Here is a 15,807-nt window from a genome sequence, read left to right as displayed (position 1 = left end):
AAAGGGGAATCGGCTATGTTAATCGTAAAAAAATTCGGCGGCACCTCCGTAGCAAACAGAGAGCGTATTTTGCATGTGGCAAAAAGATGCAAAAAGGAATATGAAAAGGGCAACGATGTGGTTGTTGTGCTTTCTGCTATGGGCGATGTGACAGACCAGCTGATTGACAAGGCAAAGGAAATCAACGAAACCCCCTCTGAGAGAGAAATGGATATGCTCTTTACGATTGGTGAGCAGATGTCCGTTGCATTGATGGCGATGGCATTGGAAGGCCTTGGTGTGCCTGCGGTTTCTCTCAATGCGTTTCAGGCGAAAATCCACACCACTTCTGTGCATGGGGATGCAAAAATTACCCATATCGAAACAGAACGAATTCGGGAGGAGCTGGCGCAGAAAAAAATTGTTATCGTGACAGGCTTCCAGGGCATCGATGAAAATGATGATTATACCACACTTGGCAGAGGCGGTTCTGATACAACGGCAGTTGCTTTGGCGGCGGCATTGCAGGCAGATGCCTGTGAAATTTATACAGATGTCGATGGTGTGTATACCGCTGACCCCAGAAAGGTACCGACGGCAAGAAAGCTGGACGAAATCTCTTATGATGATATGTTGCACATGGCGTTAAATGGCGCGCAGGTGCTGCACAGCCGTTGCGTAGAACTGGCAAAAAAATTTGAAATCCCCTTGGTGGTGCGCTCCAGCATGAATGAGAGAGAAGGAACAGTGGTCAGAGAGAAAACAGTTTGCCCTTGCAGATAAAAAGCCGATAGAATTTTATGTATGAAAAAAAGCCCTTTTGCAGAGAATATCCGCAAAGGGGCTTTTTGTGTCAGGCTTTCAAAATCAAGTCATTTCAGAAGAAATCAGCCCTGATTTTTTTCAGCCATCATCTGTTCCTGCTTTTCAATCATCTTTTTTACCATATAGCCGCCTACATAACCATTCTGTGCAGATGTCAGGTCGCCGTTGTAGCCCTTTTTCAGGGGTACGCCGATTTCGTTTGCCACCTCAAATTTGAACTGCTCCATTGCCGCCCTTGCTTCGGGCACGTTGATTTTGTTGCTGTTTGTATTGTTGTTGCTCATGTTTATAACCTCCTTGTTGTTTGCTGATTTTTGTGTTTTGTATAGCTTGGTGTTGCAAGGTTAGTATGTGCGGCAGGCGGCGGTTTATGTTAGGAACATCCTGCCATGAAAATTGGCGAAAATCAGGAAGAAGCCGCAGAAAAAAGAAAATCCGTTTTTATGGATATTTTTTGTCGAAAACGTGATTGACAGAAGGATTTTTGAGGCATATCATAGATAGGAATGACAATTTTAGGAGGAAAAGAAAAATGAATGTTTTAAGCCATCTGGGTTGCGATAAAGTTTTTGATTATTTTGAAAAAATCTGCGATATCCCCCATGGAAGCTTTCACGAAAAAGCTCTGAGTGATTATATTGTTTCTTTTGCAAAGGAAAGAGGGCTTTACTGCCGTCAGGATAATAAAATGAATGTTCTGATTAAAAAGGGCGGCACAGCAGGCTATGAAAGCTCTCCTGTATTGATTATGCAGGGGCATATTGATATGGTCTGTGATAAAAACGAGGATACAGAGCATGATTTTCTGACAGAGCCCCTCGAAATTTATATTGACGGGGACGATATCAAGGCGAGAGGGACAACCCTTGGTGCGGATAATGGCATTGCGGCGGCGTATATGCTGGCACTTCTGGATGCGGAGGATATCGCACATCCGCCACTGGAATGTATCTTTACCGTCGAGGAAGAAATCGGTATGGGCGGTGCAACAGATTTTGATGCCTTTGATTTGGAAGGCAAACGCTTTTTAAATATGGATACCGAGGAGGAAGGGCATCTGATGGTAAGCTGCTGCGGCGGCAGACGGATGCGTGTGTATCTGCCGATTGAAAAAGAGAAAAAGCAGGCAGGCACAACCCTTTCCGTTCATATTCGCGGCTTGAAGGGCGGTCATTCCGGTTCGGATATTCATTTGCAGCGGGCAAGTGCGAATGTGCTTCTGGGCAGATTTCTTTTTGAGCTGCGTGAAAGAGTAGATTTTGCACTGGTAAGCGCAAATGGCGGCAATATGGATAATGCCATCTGTCGGGAAGCAGAGGCGGTTGTTGTAGTTGCGCCGGAACAGGTGCAGACCGTAGCGGCTGTGATTGAGGAAGCAGAAGCTATGTTCCGAGAGGAATATAAAGACCGCGAAAGCGATATACTGATGACAGCGGAGCAGATGCCGGAAGCAGCCGAGGTGCTGACGACAGAAACGAGAGATTATGTAATTGCATTGCTGCGGCTTCTGCCCTATGGTGTACAGACAATGGATACCAATATGGATGGATTGGTGGAAACCTCCAGTAATATCGGGATTCTGAAAACAAATGAGGATCATATTTTCATTGATAATGCAGTGCGCGGCTCTATGGAAAGCAGAAAGGATGCTATCTGCAAAAAGATTGAGGTTCTGGGCAGTCTTTGCGGTGCAAAGGTGGTCGGCGTGCATGATTACCCCGGCTGGCAGTATAACCCCAATTCTGAGATGCTGCGCATCTTCAAGGAGGTCTGGGTGGAAAAATTCGGCGAGGAACCCAAGGTGGTTGCCATCCATGCAGGTCTGGAATGTGGGCTGTTTGCGAAAAAAATCCCTGGTCTGGATCTGATTTCTCTGGGACCTAATATGTACGATGTGCATACACCCGATGAAAGACTCAGTATTTCCTCTACCATCCGTATCTGGGAATATCTGAAGCTGGTTCTGGCAAGGCTGAAATAAGAAAATCAAAAAAATTCGTGCGAAAGAGGGCGGCGTATGCGGCTTCCGTGGAATAGAAAATACATGGAAATCGGTTTTCACGTCATTCTTACCGTTTTGCTTCTGGTGGGGATGATTGCACTGCTGCTGCGGCTCTCTGTGGCGAAAAATGTCATATTACAGACGGCGGGGACATTCCTCGCCGTTTTTGCGCCCGTTTTCTGGGCGTTTTTCTTTACACTGCTACTTGAACCGCTGACTGCATTCTGGCAGAGGTTTTATGAAAAGCGGTGTACATTATATCACCGCAGCCGCATCCGCAACCGCAAGGCAGGCGCAACGCTGACATATCTTTCCATCGGGCTGATTCTCTTTCTGATAGGCGGTTTTCTGGCAAGAAAAATCGGACAAACGAATCTGTCTGCCCTGACGGAGCAGATTGGTGACTATATTCGGCAGGCAGGGGATATGCTTGTGCTTCTGAATTTGAAGCTGGCGGAAATGGGAATTCTCCGGAATGCGGAGTGGATTTTTTCTCGGTGGATAGAGCAGGCGACGCATTGGATGCAGGAGAGGATGCTATGGCTGGCGGATGTGATTCCGAATATCGGCGGCAGTCTGCTGGACGTTCTGCTTGGGGCAGTGGTAGCGTTTTATCTCCTGATGGAGAAGGAAAAAATTCGTGGGATTGCGGGCGAATTGAGCAGGGTTCTTCTGGGAGAAAAAATCACGAAACACGCAAAAAATCTTTTTCATGAGGTGTATACGGTTTTTGCGGGCTACCTCAGTGGGCAGCTTTTGGATGCGTCTGTTATGGCGGTGTTGTTTTCGGCGGCGTTTACGATTGTCGGTCTGCCGCATGGAATTCTGATTGGTCTGGTTTCCGGCTTTTCTAATCTGATTCCGTATTTTGGGGCGGTGATGGCGTTTTTCCTGGCGGTGCTTGCAGGACTTTTCAGCGGCGCGCCCATGAAGGCGGTCTATGCGTCTGTGCTGATTCTTCTCTTACAGCAGGTGGACAGCATTTTCATTGTGCCGAAGGCGGTCGGGCAGAAATTGGAGTTGCATCCCGTTCTGGTTCTGCTTTCTCTGGCGGCTTTTGGGCGGATGTTCGGCTTCTGGGGGCTGCTGTTTGCGGTTCCCTTGGGTGCGCTTTGCAAAAATTTTGTGCTTTGGTGCTATCGCAGAAAAAAATCTGACATTTGTCAATAATTCCACGGAAAACTACTTTTTTTTATGACGATTTTGTTGTATAATGCGATAAGGTTAGAAAAGTAATAAAATGAGTTTTGAGCATATACTGTGCCCTGCCTTCAGCAAAAGCGGGATGCAGGGAAAGAGATAGAAAGGTGGTTACGCGTATGAGAGGTATCGTACATGAAGTAAAAGGCGATCTGGCAATGGTAAAAATTCAGAGAAAAGAAGCCTGCGGGGAATGCAGAGCTTGCTTTTCCGGCATGATGAAAACGGAAATGGATATCGAAGCAAAAAATCTCTGCGATGCAGAGGAAGGCGATTGGGTGGAGCTGGAGCTGCAGGAAAACGCATTTTTTAATGCAGTAATCGTGATGTATGGACTGCCCTTTATCGGCTTTATCGTAGGCATTGTGCTGGGGTATTTTGGTGTGCCGAAGCTGATTCCGAATATTTCTCCTGTTTTGCCTTCTCTGGTTCTGGGCGTGCTGGGTATTGTTCTTGCAATGCTTTGGATTCACAGCCAGAATCACCGTTGGGAAAGCGGCAAATATCGCCCTCTGGCAACAAAGATTGTGGAGGAAGATGAGCCAGAAATGTGCGGCGCATAAACACGAGAAAAAGAGATGCTCTATTCAGGGCATCTTTTTTTATGTCTTGTGGCTTTACAGTCACACTTTGTCCCGTTTTTCATAATATATAGAAAAAAGGGGGCGAGGGGAATGCTGAAGGAACGCATCCGCACAGATTGCGGCAACGGGGATAACTGCTCACAGGTGATTCTGCGCGCAGTGGCAGAGGAATATGGCATTTCCCTGTCGGAGGAGCTGTTCTGCGCCTGCCGCGGCATCCATGGCGGCTTTGGCATCAATGGGATGTGCAGTGGGATTGTTGCAGGGGTGATGGCGCTTGGGCTTTTGTGCGAGGAGGAGGAGTTGAAGCTGAAACGGATTCTGTTTCTTCTTCGGGTACAGAATCGATTCGGCAGTCTGGATTGCTGCACGCTTTCGGCTCTGGGCGCGGATTGCAGCGGCGTTTTGGAGGAAATCGGGGGAATTTTACAGGAGGTGATAGAAGAATAAAGGGCAGAAAGCAAAGTCAGCTTCTTCCTGGTTTCTTATTGGAACACATGCAAGGATAGTATTGCTTTTTATTCTTTACACAGAGGCGAAAGCCTATATTTTTTTGCAGATGCAATCGTATTTTTGAAGCTTCTGTGTTACAATGATTCTCACGGAGGGATTACCATGAAACTGATTGCACCTGAGTATTATACAAAATTTCACTGTATTGCCGATAAATGCAGGCACAGCTGCTGTGTTGGCTGGGAGATTGCGATAGATCCCGACAAGCTTGTGTATTATCGCAGTATTGAGGGAGAGTTTGGCGCTCGCCTGCAAAAGGGCATTGCGGAAGCGGACGATGCGGCGCAGTTTATCTTAGATGAGGAGGAGCGCTGTCCCTTTCTGAACCGAACAGGTCTATGCGATATGATTATGGCTTTGGGGGAGGATGCGCTTTGCCAGATTTGCCGTGACCATCCCCGTTTTCGTAATTTTTACGCCGACCGAACGGAAATCGGCTTGGGGCTTTGCTGTGAAGCGGCAGGAGAACTGATTTTGTCGCAGCAGGAGAAGCTGACGCTTATTACACTTGAGGATGACGGCGCGGCAGATTTGCCGGATATTGCAGACGAATCCCTGCTTGCGTGGCGAGAGGAGCTCTTTGCTCTTGCACAGGACAGAGACAAGCCAATCGAACTGCGTGCCGCGGAAATTTTGCAGACGGCGGGGCGGACGCTTTCCCAGCATTCGTGGGCAGAATGGGCGGAGATTTATCTGGAGCTGGAGCGTCTGGAGCCAAGCTGGGCAGACCGCCTTCTGGAGCTAAAGGAAACCGATTTGACGGGGATTTCCCTGCCGGATGCGATGGCGTGGGAGCCTGCGTTGGAGCAGCTTCTGGTGTATTTTCTCTATCGGCAGACCCCCCTTGCGCTGGATGATGGGGAATATGAGGGCAGAGCCGCCTTTGCTGTGCTGAGCTTTGCTATGATTCGCAGGCTTTTATTGGTGCATTTTGCATTGCACGGCAGCGTCGTTTTGGCGGATTTGATTGAAATTGCAAGGCAATATTCCGCAGAAATTGAATATTCGGATGAAAATGTTGAAATTTTGTTATACAGAATACAGGAAGCATTGTAAAGAAAGTCGCCTTTTGGCGGCTTTTTTGCGTTTTCGATATACAGATGTAGAGAATTGTCTGGTTTTGTTTGCAGGGCGAGGACTTTTCATGCTATAATATTACCTATTATACTTTATTAAAGATGCGCTTTATTTTGTGATTTTACAAAGCGATTTTCGAAACGGAAAAAGAGGAGGAAAGGAAAGAAAAATGAGTTCCAAAGACTGTAGCGTAAACAACATTTATCAATTAGAGGGCAGGGTACCTTTGCTGAAAGCCATTCCCTTTGGCTTACAGCATATTCTGGCAATGTTCGTTGCCAATCTGACCCCGATTACTATTATTGCGGCGGCAGGGGGGCTTTCTCAGGCGGAGATTGCGGTGCTTCTGCAAAATGCAATGTTTATTGCCGGGATTGCAACGCTGATTCAGCTGTATCCTGTCTGGAAGGTCGGATCGGGTCTGCCAATCGTTATGGGGGTCAGCTTCACCTTTGTAACGGTTTTATGTACGGTTGCGTCTAATTATGGGTATCCCTCGGTTGTCGGGGCGGTGCTTGTCGGCGGTCTTTTTGAAGGCACACTGGGGCTTCTGGCAAAATATTGGCGAAAGCTGATTGCACCTGTGGTTGCGGCATCTGTTGTTATCGCAATTGGGATGTCCCTGTTTTCTGTTGGCGCAAGATCCTTTGGCGGCGGCTATGCAGAGGATTTCGGCTCTGCGCAGAATCTTCTGTTGGGGACGATTACGCTTGTGGTCTGTCTTGGCTGGAACTGCTTTGCAAGGGGCTATCTGAAGCAGCTTTCCGTTCTGGTGGGGCTGCTTGTGGGCTATGTGGTGGCAATCCTTATGGGCAAGGTGGATTTGTCCGTTATTTTTGCAGGCGGCTTTGTCTCCCTGCCAAAGCTGATGCCCTATAAGCCGGAATTCCATGCGGGTGCGATTCTTTCCGTCTGTATTATTTTTCTGGTTTCCGCAGCGGAAACGATTGGGGATACCACAGCCATGGTTGCGACGGGGCTGAACAGAGAAATCGAGAGCAAGGAGATTTCCGGCTCTCTGGCGTGTGATGGCTATGCGTCCTCGTTGTCCTCTTTGGTAGGCTGTCCTCCTGTGACATCCTTTTCCCAGAACGTCGGGCTGCTGGCAATGACGAAGGTAGTCAATAAATTTACGATTATGACAGGTGCAGGCTGCATGATTCTGGCAGGGCTTCTGCCTCCTGTCGGGAACTTTTTTGCATCCCTGCCCGAATCTGTTCTGGGTGGCTGCACCATCATGATGTTTGGTACGATTATGACAAGTGGGATGCAGATGCTTGCAAAGGCAGGCTTTAATCAGAGAAACGTGACCATTGCCGCATTGTCTCTGGCAGTCGGCGTTGGCTTTACGGCTGCAAGCGAAATTGATTTGTGGCATATTTTCCCTGAAATTGTGCAGTCTGTATTTTCCGCAAACGTGGTAGCGGTGGCATTTGTAGTGTCTATCATTCTGAATCTGGTTTTGCCGAAAAATATGGATGTGGATAAAATTTCGGAATAAGCAATCAAACAAACAACAACAGCATCGATGGAGGATGGAGCATCGGTGATAAAAAAGAGAAGGAATTTAGAGAACAAGAGGGAGAAGAAAAAAGGAGGAAGCTTATGAGTCGTTTATCTATTGAAACGCCGGGGCGCGCCCAAAATGTCTTGGATGGTCTGCATCGGGATATGGAGCGCCGCATTGGTGCCAGTGCCTACGGACTGTGTCCGGTGGATATGTCTTTGAATTACCTGCGGCTGTGCCATGCGCAGACCTGTGGAAAATGTGTGCCCTGCCGCATCGGTCTTGGACAGTTGGAGGTGCTGATTGAGCAGGTGCTTGACCGTACCGCAACCATGGAAACCATTAACATAATTGAGCGTACCGCAAAGGTGATTGCCGATTCCGCAGGCTGTGCGATTGGCTATGAAGCGGCATACATGGTTTTGAAGGGAATTCGCGGCTTCCGCGAGGATTATGAGGAGCATGTGCAGCATGGACGCTGTATCTCTGCGCTGAGCTATCCTGTTCCCTGCGTTTCCGCCTGTCCTGCGCATGTGGATGTACCCGGCTATGTGGCGCTGGTGAATGAGGGAAAATATGAAGAAGCAGTAAGGCTGATTCGGAAGGACAACCCCTTCCCGTCCGCCTGTGCGTATGTCTGCGTGCATTCCTGTGAAGCACACTGTCGCCGCGCGATGGTGGATGATGCCATCAATATCTGCGGTCTGAAACGCTTTGCGGTGGATAACGCAAAGGCAGAGCCTGCGAAAATCCTGTATGAGAAAACAGGCAAAACCGTCGGCATTATCGGCGGTGGTCCCGGCGGGCTGACGGCGGCGTATTATCTGGCGCAGATGGGGCATAAGGTTACGGTTTATGAGCAGCGTCCCAAGCTGGGTGGCATGCTTCGCTATGGTATCCCTGATTATCGTCTGCCGCAGGAGGTTCTGGAGCGCGATATCGAACATATTCTGACAACAGGCATTAACGTGATTACGGATGTTTCCATCGGCAGAGATGTGACAATGGAGGATATCCAGAAAAGCTATGATGCAGTTTATATTTCCATTGGCGCGCATAATGATAAAAAGATTGGCATTGAAGGCGAGGACGCAGAAAATGTTGTCAGTGCGGTCAGCCTGCTGCGCCGCATTGATGAAGGCAATGCGCCCGATTTCACGGGTAAGAGAATCTGCGTTATCGGCGGCGGCAATGTTTCTATGGATGCCACCAGAACGGCAAAACGTCTGGGAGCGGAAAGCGTCACCTGTGTATACCGTCGCCGTGTGGATGATATGACCGCGCTGGCGGAGGAAATCGAAGAAGCAATGGCAGAGGGCTGTCAGATTTTGCCCTTGCAGGCACCTGCGCGCATTGAAAAGGATGCAGAGGGCAAGGTTGCGGCACTGTGGACAGTTCCGCAGATTATCGGGCCTTACGGCAAGGATGGCAGACCCAAGCCCATTCCTGCGGATGTCCCCGAATTCCGTATCGCATGTGATTATGTAATTGTTGCCATCGGGCAGGCGATAGACGCGCGTCCCTTTGAAGCCATTGGCATTAAGACCTTTAAGGGCATGATTCAGGCAGAGGATACCAGCTCCGTTGCGGATGTGGATAACGTATTCGCCGGCGGTGACGCGGTTTCCGGCCCTGCTACGGTCATTCGTGCCGTTGCGGCAGGGAAGGTTGCGGCAGCGAATATTGATGCCTACCTTGGCTTTGAGCATAAGATTAAGACGGACGTTGTGGTTCCTCCGGCACATCTGACAAATGCACCTCCCTGTGGGCGTGTAAACTTGAAAAGCCACTGCACACCGGACTGCAAGGGCAACTTTGATCTGGTTGTGGAAGGCATGAGCAGAAAAGAGGCGGATCAGGAATCCGAACGCTGCCTGCGTTGTGATTACTTCGGCTTTGGCAGCTTCAGAGGAGGGAGGACAGGAGAATGGTAAGAATAACGATTGATGGACAGCTTGCGCAGGTGCCGGCAGGAACGACGATTATGGAGGCGGCGAAGGCGGTCAATGTAAAAATCCCTCATCTTTGCTACCTGAAGGGAATCAATGAAATTTCCGCCTGCCGTATCTGCTGTGTGGAAATTGAGGGCGAGCGCGCGATGGTTGCAGCCTGCAGCAACCCTGTAAAGGATGGCATGGTGGTGTATACGAATTCCCCTCGTGCCAGAATGACACGCCGCACAAATGTAGAACTGATTTTGTCTCAGCATGACTGCAAATGTGCGACCTGTGTACGCAGCGGCAACTGTCAGCTGCAGGAGGTTGCGAATGATCTGGGTATCCTTGAGCTTCCCTTTGAAACACAGCTGCAGAAGGGGCTGCGCAGTGCGTGGACAAAAACATTTCCGCTCTATCGGGATGTGAATAAATGTATCAAATGTATGCGCTGCATCCAGATTTGCGATAAGGTGCAGACGCTGAATATCTGGGATTTGGCAGGGACAGGCAGCCGCACAACGGTGGATGTTTCGGGCAACCGTGTTATCAAGGATTCCGATTGTGCGCTTTGCGGTCAGTGCATCACGCATTGCCCGACAGGCGGCTTAAGAGAAAGAGATGACACCGCAAAGGCAAGAGCGGCTCTGGCAGATAAAGAAAAAATTACGGTCGTACAGGTTGCGCCTGCGGTGCGTACCGCTTGGGGCGAGTATTTCGGGCTGAAACGGGAAGAAGCGACCATGGAGCGCATGGCAGGCGCACTGCACCGCCTTGGATTCGATTATGTATATGATACAAACTTTGCGGCAGACCTGACGATTATGGAGGAAGGCAATGAATTTCTGCATCGGCTGAAAAGCGGCGCATTGGTACGTTGGCCCATGTTCACAAGCTGCTGTCCCGGTTGGGTGCGTTTCCTGAAAGGGCAGTATCCTGAATTGACAAATCAGCTTTCTACGGCAAAATCTCCCCAGCAGATGTTCGGCGCGGTTGCGAAAACATGGCTGGCGAAGAAGCTGGATGTGGCACCCGAAAAAATCTGCTGTGTTTCCATCATGCCCTGCGTAGCGAAGAAGGCGGAAGCAGATTTGCCGACCATGCGTGGTGAAAGCGGTGCGGATGTGGATATCGTGCTGACAACAAGGGAGCTGGTGCGTATGATGCGTGCAGACCATCTGGACCCGCATTTCATCGAGGAGGAAGCACTGAATTCCCCTATGGGAACACATACCGGTGCAGGCGTGATCTTCGGTGCAACCGGCGGCGTTATGGAAGCGGCTCTGCGTACTGCGGCGTATGTGCTGACGGGCGAAAATCCGAATCCGGATGCCTTCAGTGAGGTGCGGACAGGCCCCGGACTGAGAGAGGCAACCTATACCGTTGCGGGAATTCCTGTGCGTTGTGCGGTTGTCAGTGGTCTGGGCAATGCGCGTAAGCTGATTGAACGGCTGAAGGAGGGCAAGGTGCAGTATGATTTTGTAGAGGTCATGGCTTGTCCCGGCGGCTGTGTCGGCGGCGGCGGTCAGCCTATCTCCGCAGAGGATGAGGAGCTTTACGGCGTGAGAGGGGAACGGCTTTATACCCTTGATGCGGAAAATCCGATGCGTTTCGCTCATGAAAATCCTGAGGTACAGGCATTGTATCATGAATATCTGGGCGAACCCTTGGGAGAGACAGCACACCATCTGCTGCATACGGACCATAAGGCATGGAATATGCCCATGCAGAAATAAACGACAAGAAAATACAAAGGCTGTTGTACTTTATTGTACAGCAGTCTTTTTTATGCAAAAAAATGCTGAACAGAGAAAAATTTCTGTTCAGCAAAAGAATCAGATTTAGGAATATAGCTTACGGACGGAAACCCGACTCAGCTTTTTGATGATATCCGCCCAGAAGGCTGTCCCGAACAGGAAGGTCAGCAGAAGGGAAACAACCATAATCTCCAGAACGGCAAGATAGCCATTTGCACTGAGCAGCTCATAAAAGCCGCCGTAAATGAGGAAATCCTTAAACAGGCGGTGCAGGATATAAATACCGATGGTATTTTTCCCGAATTGGCAGAGGAAGGTTTCCTTTTTCGGGCAAAGGATAAACAGACCAAAGAGCATCAGCACAACCGCCGCCATCCACAGGATACAGATGAGCGGTGCAAAGGGAAACAGCTGACTTTTCAGCTGTGCATAGGGGGCAATCCCGAAGAAGAATACCCCCAGATATTTCTGTACCCCTCGTCCATAGGGAATCAGCATGCAGGCGGAAAGCAGCAGAACGGCAGGCAATGCTTTTCTGCATTTCGCATTGTTGATGACTGCCTGAAACTGCTCCTTCTTGATGTAATACCCCATGAGGAAGAAGGGCAGAAAGTGAATGGTGCGGGAAAGGCTTAAAAATTTCCCGACCGGCTCCTGATAATGGATGACTGCCGCCAGAAGGACTGCTCCAATGAGGACATATTTCGGTTTCATATTTTTTGTCAGGTAAAGAAAAATATGCCACCAGATTAAAGAAAGCAGATACCACGGTGCCGCCCCAACTGTCAGCATATTGATTTTCAGAAGAGAGAAAATCAGAACGCCCAGAATAAATGCTTTTCGGAACAGCGCGGATTTACTGTACGCAAAAGAGAGCAGCCAAATGCCGCCGCAGAACAGCAGAACAATGAGAGTCCAGACGGAAGGGTGGTGTGCCGTTTCAAAATATGGTCGCTCAAAGATGAAATGTACCAGCTCGATGGCATCCTTGAACAGAAGATAGAGCCATGCGAAGGAGAGCAGCTTTTCCGCCTTATATTCCTTTGTGAGAAAGCCCTTTGCCAGATAGCCCGACATGAAGATAAACCCCGGCATGTGAAAAAAATAGATAAAGGTTCTCACGCCTGTGGCAAAGGCAGAATGGGTTTCCTGCAAATAGCCAAGCATGTGTCCCAGAACCACCAGAAAAATCAGAACACCCTTGATGTTGTCGATATGAAAATCTCTTGCTGTCTGCTGCTTCATGATGAATGACTCCTGTTTCATTTCTGTTTGATGTTTTCTTCCCAAAGAGTATGATAAAGCGCAGGCTTTCTGTCCGCCTTGACAGGAAAGCTATTGCGGTATGCGTCTGCCTCGCTTAGGTCGATATCTACAATCGTCAGCCCGTTGCCGCCCTCTACATGCGCCAGCACTTCGCCTGTCGGGGAAACTGCCATGCTGTCACCGATATAGGAAAGACCGCCGCCCTCGCCGCTGCGGTTCACACCGAGGATGAAGCACTGGTTTTCGATGGCGCGTGCCTTTAGGAGTGTCATCCAATGCTCTCTGCGTGCCGTGGGCCAGCTTGCGATAACGGGAATTACCTTTGCCTGCTCGGATACAATCTGAAAGATTTCGGGGAAACGTAAATCATAGCAGATTAACGGTGCAACAGGTACACCCTTTACCTCGCAAAGCTGCAGCGCATTACCGCCGGTATAATGCTTTGCCTCTGCGCCGAAGGAGAAGGGATGAATTTTTGCATAATCTGCAAGCTGATTCCCGTTCTCGTCCAGAATGATGCAGTGATTTGTGGCAACTCCGTTTTCATATACGGGCAGGCCATAGCAGATGGCAACATGGTTTTTCTTTGCTTCTTCGCGGAAAAACGCCATGGAGGGACTGTTTTTTCTGTCCTCGCCGTAGGTTTCGGGGTTCAGCGTAAAGCCTGTCAGCGTCATTTCGGGGAAAATGACAAAATCCACCTGTTTTTCCTTTGCCTCTGCAAGCAGCCTGCTGCAAAGTGTCATGGTCTTTTCCTTTTCTTCAAAGCCCATATCAATCTGTCCCAATGCGATTCTCATAGGATTTTCCTCCTTTTATTCTTAAATGTTATTCTCAAATGCAAAACTGATTTTTTATTCCCAATCCTTCCAGATATCGGGGCAATAGCCCAGTGTAAACGCTTTACCGTTGCGTACAATCGGTGTGGCGAACAGCTCCGGATTTTCAAACAGCGTCTGCTCGCGCTTTGCCTCGTCGATATAATCCATGTAAAGCCTAGTGTATGCCTTTGCCTTGCGGTCAATCATATCCTCAACGGGAATACATTTTTTCGCTGCTTCAAAGACTGCCTTTGCCATGCCGAATTGGTGCAAATCAATATATTGATATTTTATTTTTCTCTCTTTAAAATAACGTTCCGCTTTTTTGGTATCAAAGCTTTTCTTGGAGCCGTAAATTTGGATATTCATGCGAAAACCATCCTTTCTTTGATACCTCATTTTATAATATTTTTTCCGTGGGGGCAAGACAATAGAGAATGATTCTGTTATACTTATGTTATTTTCAAGCGAAGGAGGCAGAAAAATGAGATTCATTTCATGGAATGTAAACGGCTTACGCGCCGCAGTAGGCAAAGGCTTTTCGGAATATTTCAAGGAAGCTGATGCGGATATATTTTCCTTGCAGGAAACAAAGCTACAGGCAGGGCAGATTGATTTAGAAACAGAGGGCTATCATCAATACTGGAATTATGCCGAAAAGAAGGGCTATTCCGGCGTAGCGGTGTTCACGAAGCAGGAGCCGCTTTCTGTTGCCTATGGTATTGGCGTGGAGGAGCATGACCACGAGGGGCGTGTGATTACGCTGGAATTTCCCGAATTTTACTATGTGACGGTATATACCCCCAATTCGCAGCAGGAAAACGCCCGTCTGGCGTACCGCATGGAATGGGAGGATGCGTTCCGCGCGTATGTAAGCGCTCTGGATGCGAAAAAGCCTGTTGTTATCTGCGGGGATTTGAATGTAGCACATAATGAAATTGACCTGAAAAATCCCAAAACAAACCGCAGAAGTGCCGGCTTTACGGACGAGGAGCGCGGCAAATTCACAGAGCTTCTGGGTGCAGGCTTTGTGGATACCTTCCGCTATTTTTATCCGGAGCAGGAAGGCATTTATTCCTGGTGGAGCTATCGCTTTAAGGCAAGAGAGAAGAACGCAGGGTGGCGGATTGATTATTATGTCGTATCCAAGCGATTAGAGGATAAGCTGGTGGATGCAAAGATTCATACAGAGGTGCTTGGCTCTGACCATTGCCCTGTGGAGCTGGAAATCAATCTGTAAAAGAGGAGAAATATGGAACCGTATTATTATCAAACCTTATCCAAGGCGGAGCAGAGCAGCTATCAGGCGATGCAGGCAGGACTGCAGGCGTTTGCGCCCTCCTTTCCTGTGCCGCTGCTGGAAAACAGAGCGTTGACGGATGTTTTCATGAAGCTGCGTCTGGATTGTCCGCAGCTGTTCTATGCAGGGACATTTCAATATCGCTATTATCCCGATTCCAGAAATGCAGAATTGATTCCTGCGTATCTTTTTGAAAAGGGAAAGCTGAAGGAGCATCAGAAGGCGCTGCAGGCACGCGTGGAAAAGCTGGTTCGCCCTGTGGCAAGGTGCGGCGATGAGGAAAAGCTGCTGTATATCCACGATTTTATCTGCAAAAATGTACGCTATGATAAGCTGAAAAAGCAATATTCCCATGAAATCATCGGCGTTCTGGGGCATGGCGTTGGCGTTTGTGAGGGCATTGCAAAGGCAGTCAAGATCCTCTGTGATGCACTGCAAATCCAGTGCATCATTGCCTTGGCGGAAAATAACCCCGAAAAGGGCGTGAAGTATCGCCATGCGTGGAACGTGGTGCGGCTGGATAAAAAATATTACCATCTGGACTGTACCTTTGATCTTTCCTTAGGAAATCCGGAGGAAATCCGCTATGATTATTTTCGGCTGAGTGATAAGCAGATTTTTCGCGATCATGAGAGACTGGTATGGCGTGTGCCTGCCTGCGAGGATGCAGACAGATTTTATTATAAGAAAAAGAAGCTCTCCTTCACGAAGACGGAGGAGGTGCAAAAGCGCGCGGCGCAGGCGGTGAAAAAGGGAAAACCACTGCTGTTTCATTGGCGCGGCGGCTATATGACAAGGGAAATCGTGCAGGAATTTCTGCGGATTTTCAAGGAAGAAGCAGCGAAAAAAGAAAAATTCGCACAGGTTTCGCTGAATTGGGCGCAGGCGATTGTGAAGGTACGCTTTATCGAACAATTACCGACACAGGAATTGACCATGGAAGAAGCCAATGAAGGCGAAAAAGAGGAATAAATCAAGAAAAGAAAATCAAGAAAAGAAAAACCCGGGGACAAAAAGCATCCTCGGGTTTTTATATAATAAG

Annotated in this window: 14 protein-coding genes and 1 pseudogene; 11 read left to right on the top strand and 4 right to left on the bottom strand. The window is 48.7% G+C overall.

Translation table 11 applies throughout. From position 1 onward, the window contains the following. Window positions 1-15 precede the first annotated feature (15 nt). A pseudogene (locus EJE48_RS00140) lies at window positions 16-741 on the top strand (aspartate kinase); the annotation flags it as partial. 125 nt (window positions 742-866) lie between these two features. Here the strand turns inward: EJE48_RS00140 and EJE48_RS00135 are convergent. Beyond that, window positions 867-1,088, bottom strand: coding sequence for an alpha/beta-type small acid-soluble spore protein (locus EJE48_RS00135; RefSeq protein WP_016407728.1), 222 nt, complete (start codon window positions 1,086-1,088; stop codon window positions 867-869). A 248-nt stretch (window positions 1,089-1,336) separates the two neighbouring features. Here EJE48_RS00135 and EJE48_RS00130 point away from each other — a divergent pair, with 248 nt between their 5' ends. The 8 genes from EJE48_RS00130 to EJE48_RS00095 all read left to right on the top strand — a co-directional run bounded on the left by EJE48_RS00130 (window position 1,337) and on the right by EJE48_RS00095 (window position 11,357). Continuing rightward, on the top strand, window positions 1,337-2,785 hold the full coding sequence (locus EJE48_RS00130) for an aminoacyl-histidine dipeptidase (protein ID WP_118581833.1): 1,449 nt from the start codon (window positions 1,337-1,339) through the stop codon (window positions 2,783-2,785). A 36-nt stretch (window positions 2,786-2,821) separates the two neighbouring features. After that, window positions 2,822-3,976 carry an AI-2E family transporter gene (locus EJE48_RS00125; RefSeq protein WP_118581830.1) on the top strand — a complete coding sequence of 385 codons (1,155 nt, stop codon included), beginning with the start codon at window positions 2,822-2,824 and terminating at the stop codon, window positions 3,974-3,976. A 149-nt stretch (window positions 3,977-4,125) separates the two neighbouring features. Further along, on the top strand, window positions 4,126-4,569 hold the full coding sequence (locus EJE48_RS00120; protein WP_016407731.1) for a SoxR reducing system RseC family protein: 444 nt from the start codon (window positions 4,126-4,128) through the stop codon (window positions 4,567-4,569). A 111-nt stretch (window positions 4,570-4,680) separates the two neighbouring features. After that, complete coding sequence (locus EJE48_RS00115) at window positions 4,681-5,040, top strand: C-GCAxxG-C-C family (seleno)protein (protein WP_160117280.1); 360 nt, start codon at window positions 4,681-4,683, stop codon at window positions 5,038-5,040. 165 nt (window positions 5,041-5,205) lie between these two features. Further along, window positions 5,206-6,159 (top strand): flagellin lysine-N-methylase, encoded by a 954-nt coding sequence (gene fliB, locus EJE48_RS00110; RefSeq protein WP_118581825.1) that lies wholly within the window; start codon window positions 5,206-5,208, stop codon window positions 6,157-6,159. Window positions 6,160-6,349: 190 nt separating this feature from the next. Then, window positions 6,350-7,681, top strand: coding sequence for a uracil-xanthine permease family protein (locus EJE48_RS00105; RefSeq protein WP_118581822.1), 1,332 nt, complete (start codon window positions 6,350-6,352; stop codon window positions 7,679-7,681). A gap of 104 nt (window positions 7,682-7,785) precedes the next feature. Next, complete coding sequence (locus EJE48_RS00100; protein WP_118581819.1) at window positions 7,786-9,621, top strand: NAD(P)-binding protein; 1,836 nt, start codon at window positions 7,786-7,788, stop codon at window positions 9,619-9,621. Next, window positions 9,615-11,357: a [FeFe] hydrogenase, group A gene (locus EJE48_RS00095; RefSeq protein ID WP_118581816.1), complete on the top strand. Its 1,743-nt coding sequence runs from the start codon at window positions 9,615-9,617 to the stop codon at window positions 11,355-11,357. Before EJE48_RS00100 ends, EJE48_RS00095 begins: the two co-directional genes overlap by 7 nt. 105 nt (window positions 11,358-11,462) lie before the next feature. Here EJE48_RS00095 and EJE48_RS00090 read toward each other — a convergent pair whose 3' ends face one another. From EJE48_RS00090 to EJE48_RS00080, 3 genes are read right to left on the bottom strand one after another with little or no spacing between them, the layout of a single operon-like run. Beyond that, window positions 11,463-12,623 (bottom strand): acyltransferase family protein, encoded by a 1,161-nt coding sequence (locus EJE48_RS00090; RefSeq protein WP_160117279.1) that lies wholly within the window; start codon window positions 12,621-12,623, stop codon window positions 11,463-11,465. Window positions 12,624-12,640: 17 nt separating this feature from the next. Next, complete coding sequence (locus EJE48_RS00085; RefSeq protein ID WP_016407738.1) at window positions 12,641-13,444, bottom strand: nitrilase-related carbon-nitrogen hydrolase; 804 nt, start codon at window positions 13,442-13,444, stop codon at window positions 12,641-12,643. Between the two features lie 54 nt (window positions 13,445-13,498). Further along, window positions 13,499-13,834 (bottom strand): arsenate reductase family protein, encoded by a 336-nt coding sequence (locus tag EJE48_RS00080; protein ID WP_016407739.1) that lies wholly within the window; start codon window positions 13,832-13,834, stop codon window positions 13,499-13,501. Between the two features lie 115 nt (window positions 13,835-13,949). On the opposite strand from EJE48_RS00080, the gene EJE48_RS00075 reads away from it, so the two are divergent. Both EJE48_RS00075 and EJE48_RS00070 read left to right on the top strand, forming a co-directional pair. Beyond that, window positions 13,950-14,705 (top strand): exodeoxyribonuclease III, encoded by a 756-nt coding sequence (locus EJE48_RS00075; protein ID WP_118581810.1) that lies wholly within the window; start codon window positions 13,950-13,952, stop codon window positions 14,703-14,705. Window positions 14,706-14,717: 12 nt separating this feature from the next. After that, window positions 14,718-15,737 (top strand): transglutaminase domain-containing protein, encoded by a 1,020-nt coding sequence (locus tag EJE48_RS00070; protein WP_118581807.1) that lies wholly within the window; start codon window positions 14,718-14,720, stop codon window positions 15,735-15,737. Window positions 15,738-15,807 lie beyond the last annotated feature (70 nt).

The organism is Anaerotignum faecicola, assembly GCF_003865035.1.
Lineage (GTDB): Bacteria > Bacillota > Clostridia > Lachnospirales > Anaerotignaceae > Anaerotignum_A > Anaerotignum_A faecicola.
This window is presented reverse-complemented; position numbering and strand designations above follow the sequence as displayed.

Coding starts and splice junctions, on each gene's coding strand:
- EJE48_RS00135 (WP_016407728.1), bottom strand. CDS start 1,088: ATGAGCAACAACAATACAAACAGCAACAAAATCAACGTGCCCGAAGCA.
- EJE48_RS00130 (WP_118581833.1), top strand. CDS start 1,337: ATGAATGTTTTAAGCCATCTGGGTTGCGATAAAGTTTTTGATTATTTT.
- EJE48_RS00125 (WP_118581830.1), top strand. CDS start 2,822: ATGCGGCTTCCGTGGAATAGAAAATACATGGAAATCGGTTTTCACGTC.
- EJE48_RS00120 (WP_016407731.1), top strand. CDS start 4,126: ATGAGAGGTATCGTACATGAAGTAAAAGGCGATCTGGCAATGGTAAAA.
- EJE48_RS00115 (WP_160117280.1), top strand. CDS start 4,681: ATGCTGAAGGAACGCATCCGCACAGATTGCGGCAACGGGGATAACTGC.
- fliB (WP_118581825.1), top strand. CDS start 5,206: ATGAAACTGATTGCACCTGAGTATTATACAAAATTTCACTGTATTGCC.
- EJE48_RS00105 (WP_118581822.1), top strand. CDS start 6,350: ATGAGTTCCAAAGACTGTAGCGTAAACAACATTTATCAATTAGAGGGC.
- EJE48_RS00100 (WP_118581819.1), top strand. CDS start 7,786: ATGAGTCGTTTATCTATTGAAACGCCGGGGCGCGCCCAAAATGTCTTG.
- EJE48_RS00095 (WP_118581816.1), top strand. CDS start 9,615: ATGGTAAGAATAACGATTGATGGACAGCTTGCGCAGGTGCCGGCAGGA.
- EJE48_RS00090 (WP_160117279.1), bottom strand. CDS start 12,623: ATGAAGCAGCAGACAGCAAGAGATTTTCATATCGACAACATCAAGGGT.
- EJE48_RS00085 (WP_016407738.1), bottom strand. CDS start 13,444: ATGAGAATCGCATTGGGACAGATTGATATGGGCTTTGAAGAAAAGGAA.
- EJE48_RS00080 (WP_016407739.1), bottom strand. CDS start 13,834: ATGAATATCCAAATTTACGGCTCCAAGAAAAGCTTTGATACCAAAAAA.
- EJE48_RS00075 (WP_118581810.1), top strand. CDS start 13,950: ATGAGATTCATTTCATGGAATGTAAACGGCTTACGCGCCGCAGTAGGC.
- EJE48_RS00070 (WP_118581807.1), top strand. CDS start 14,718: ATGGAACCGTATTATTATCAAACCTTATCCAAGGCGGAGCAGAGCAGC.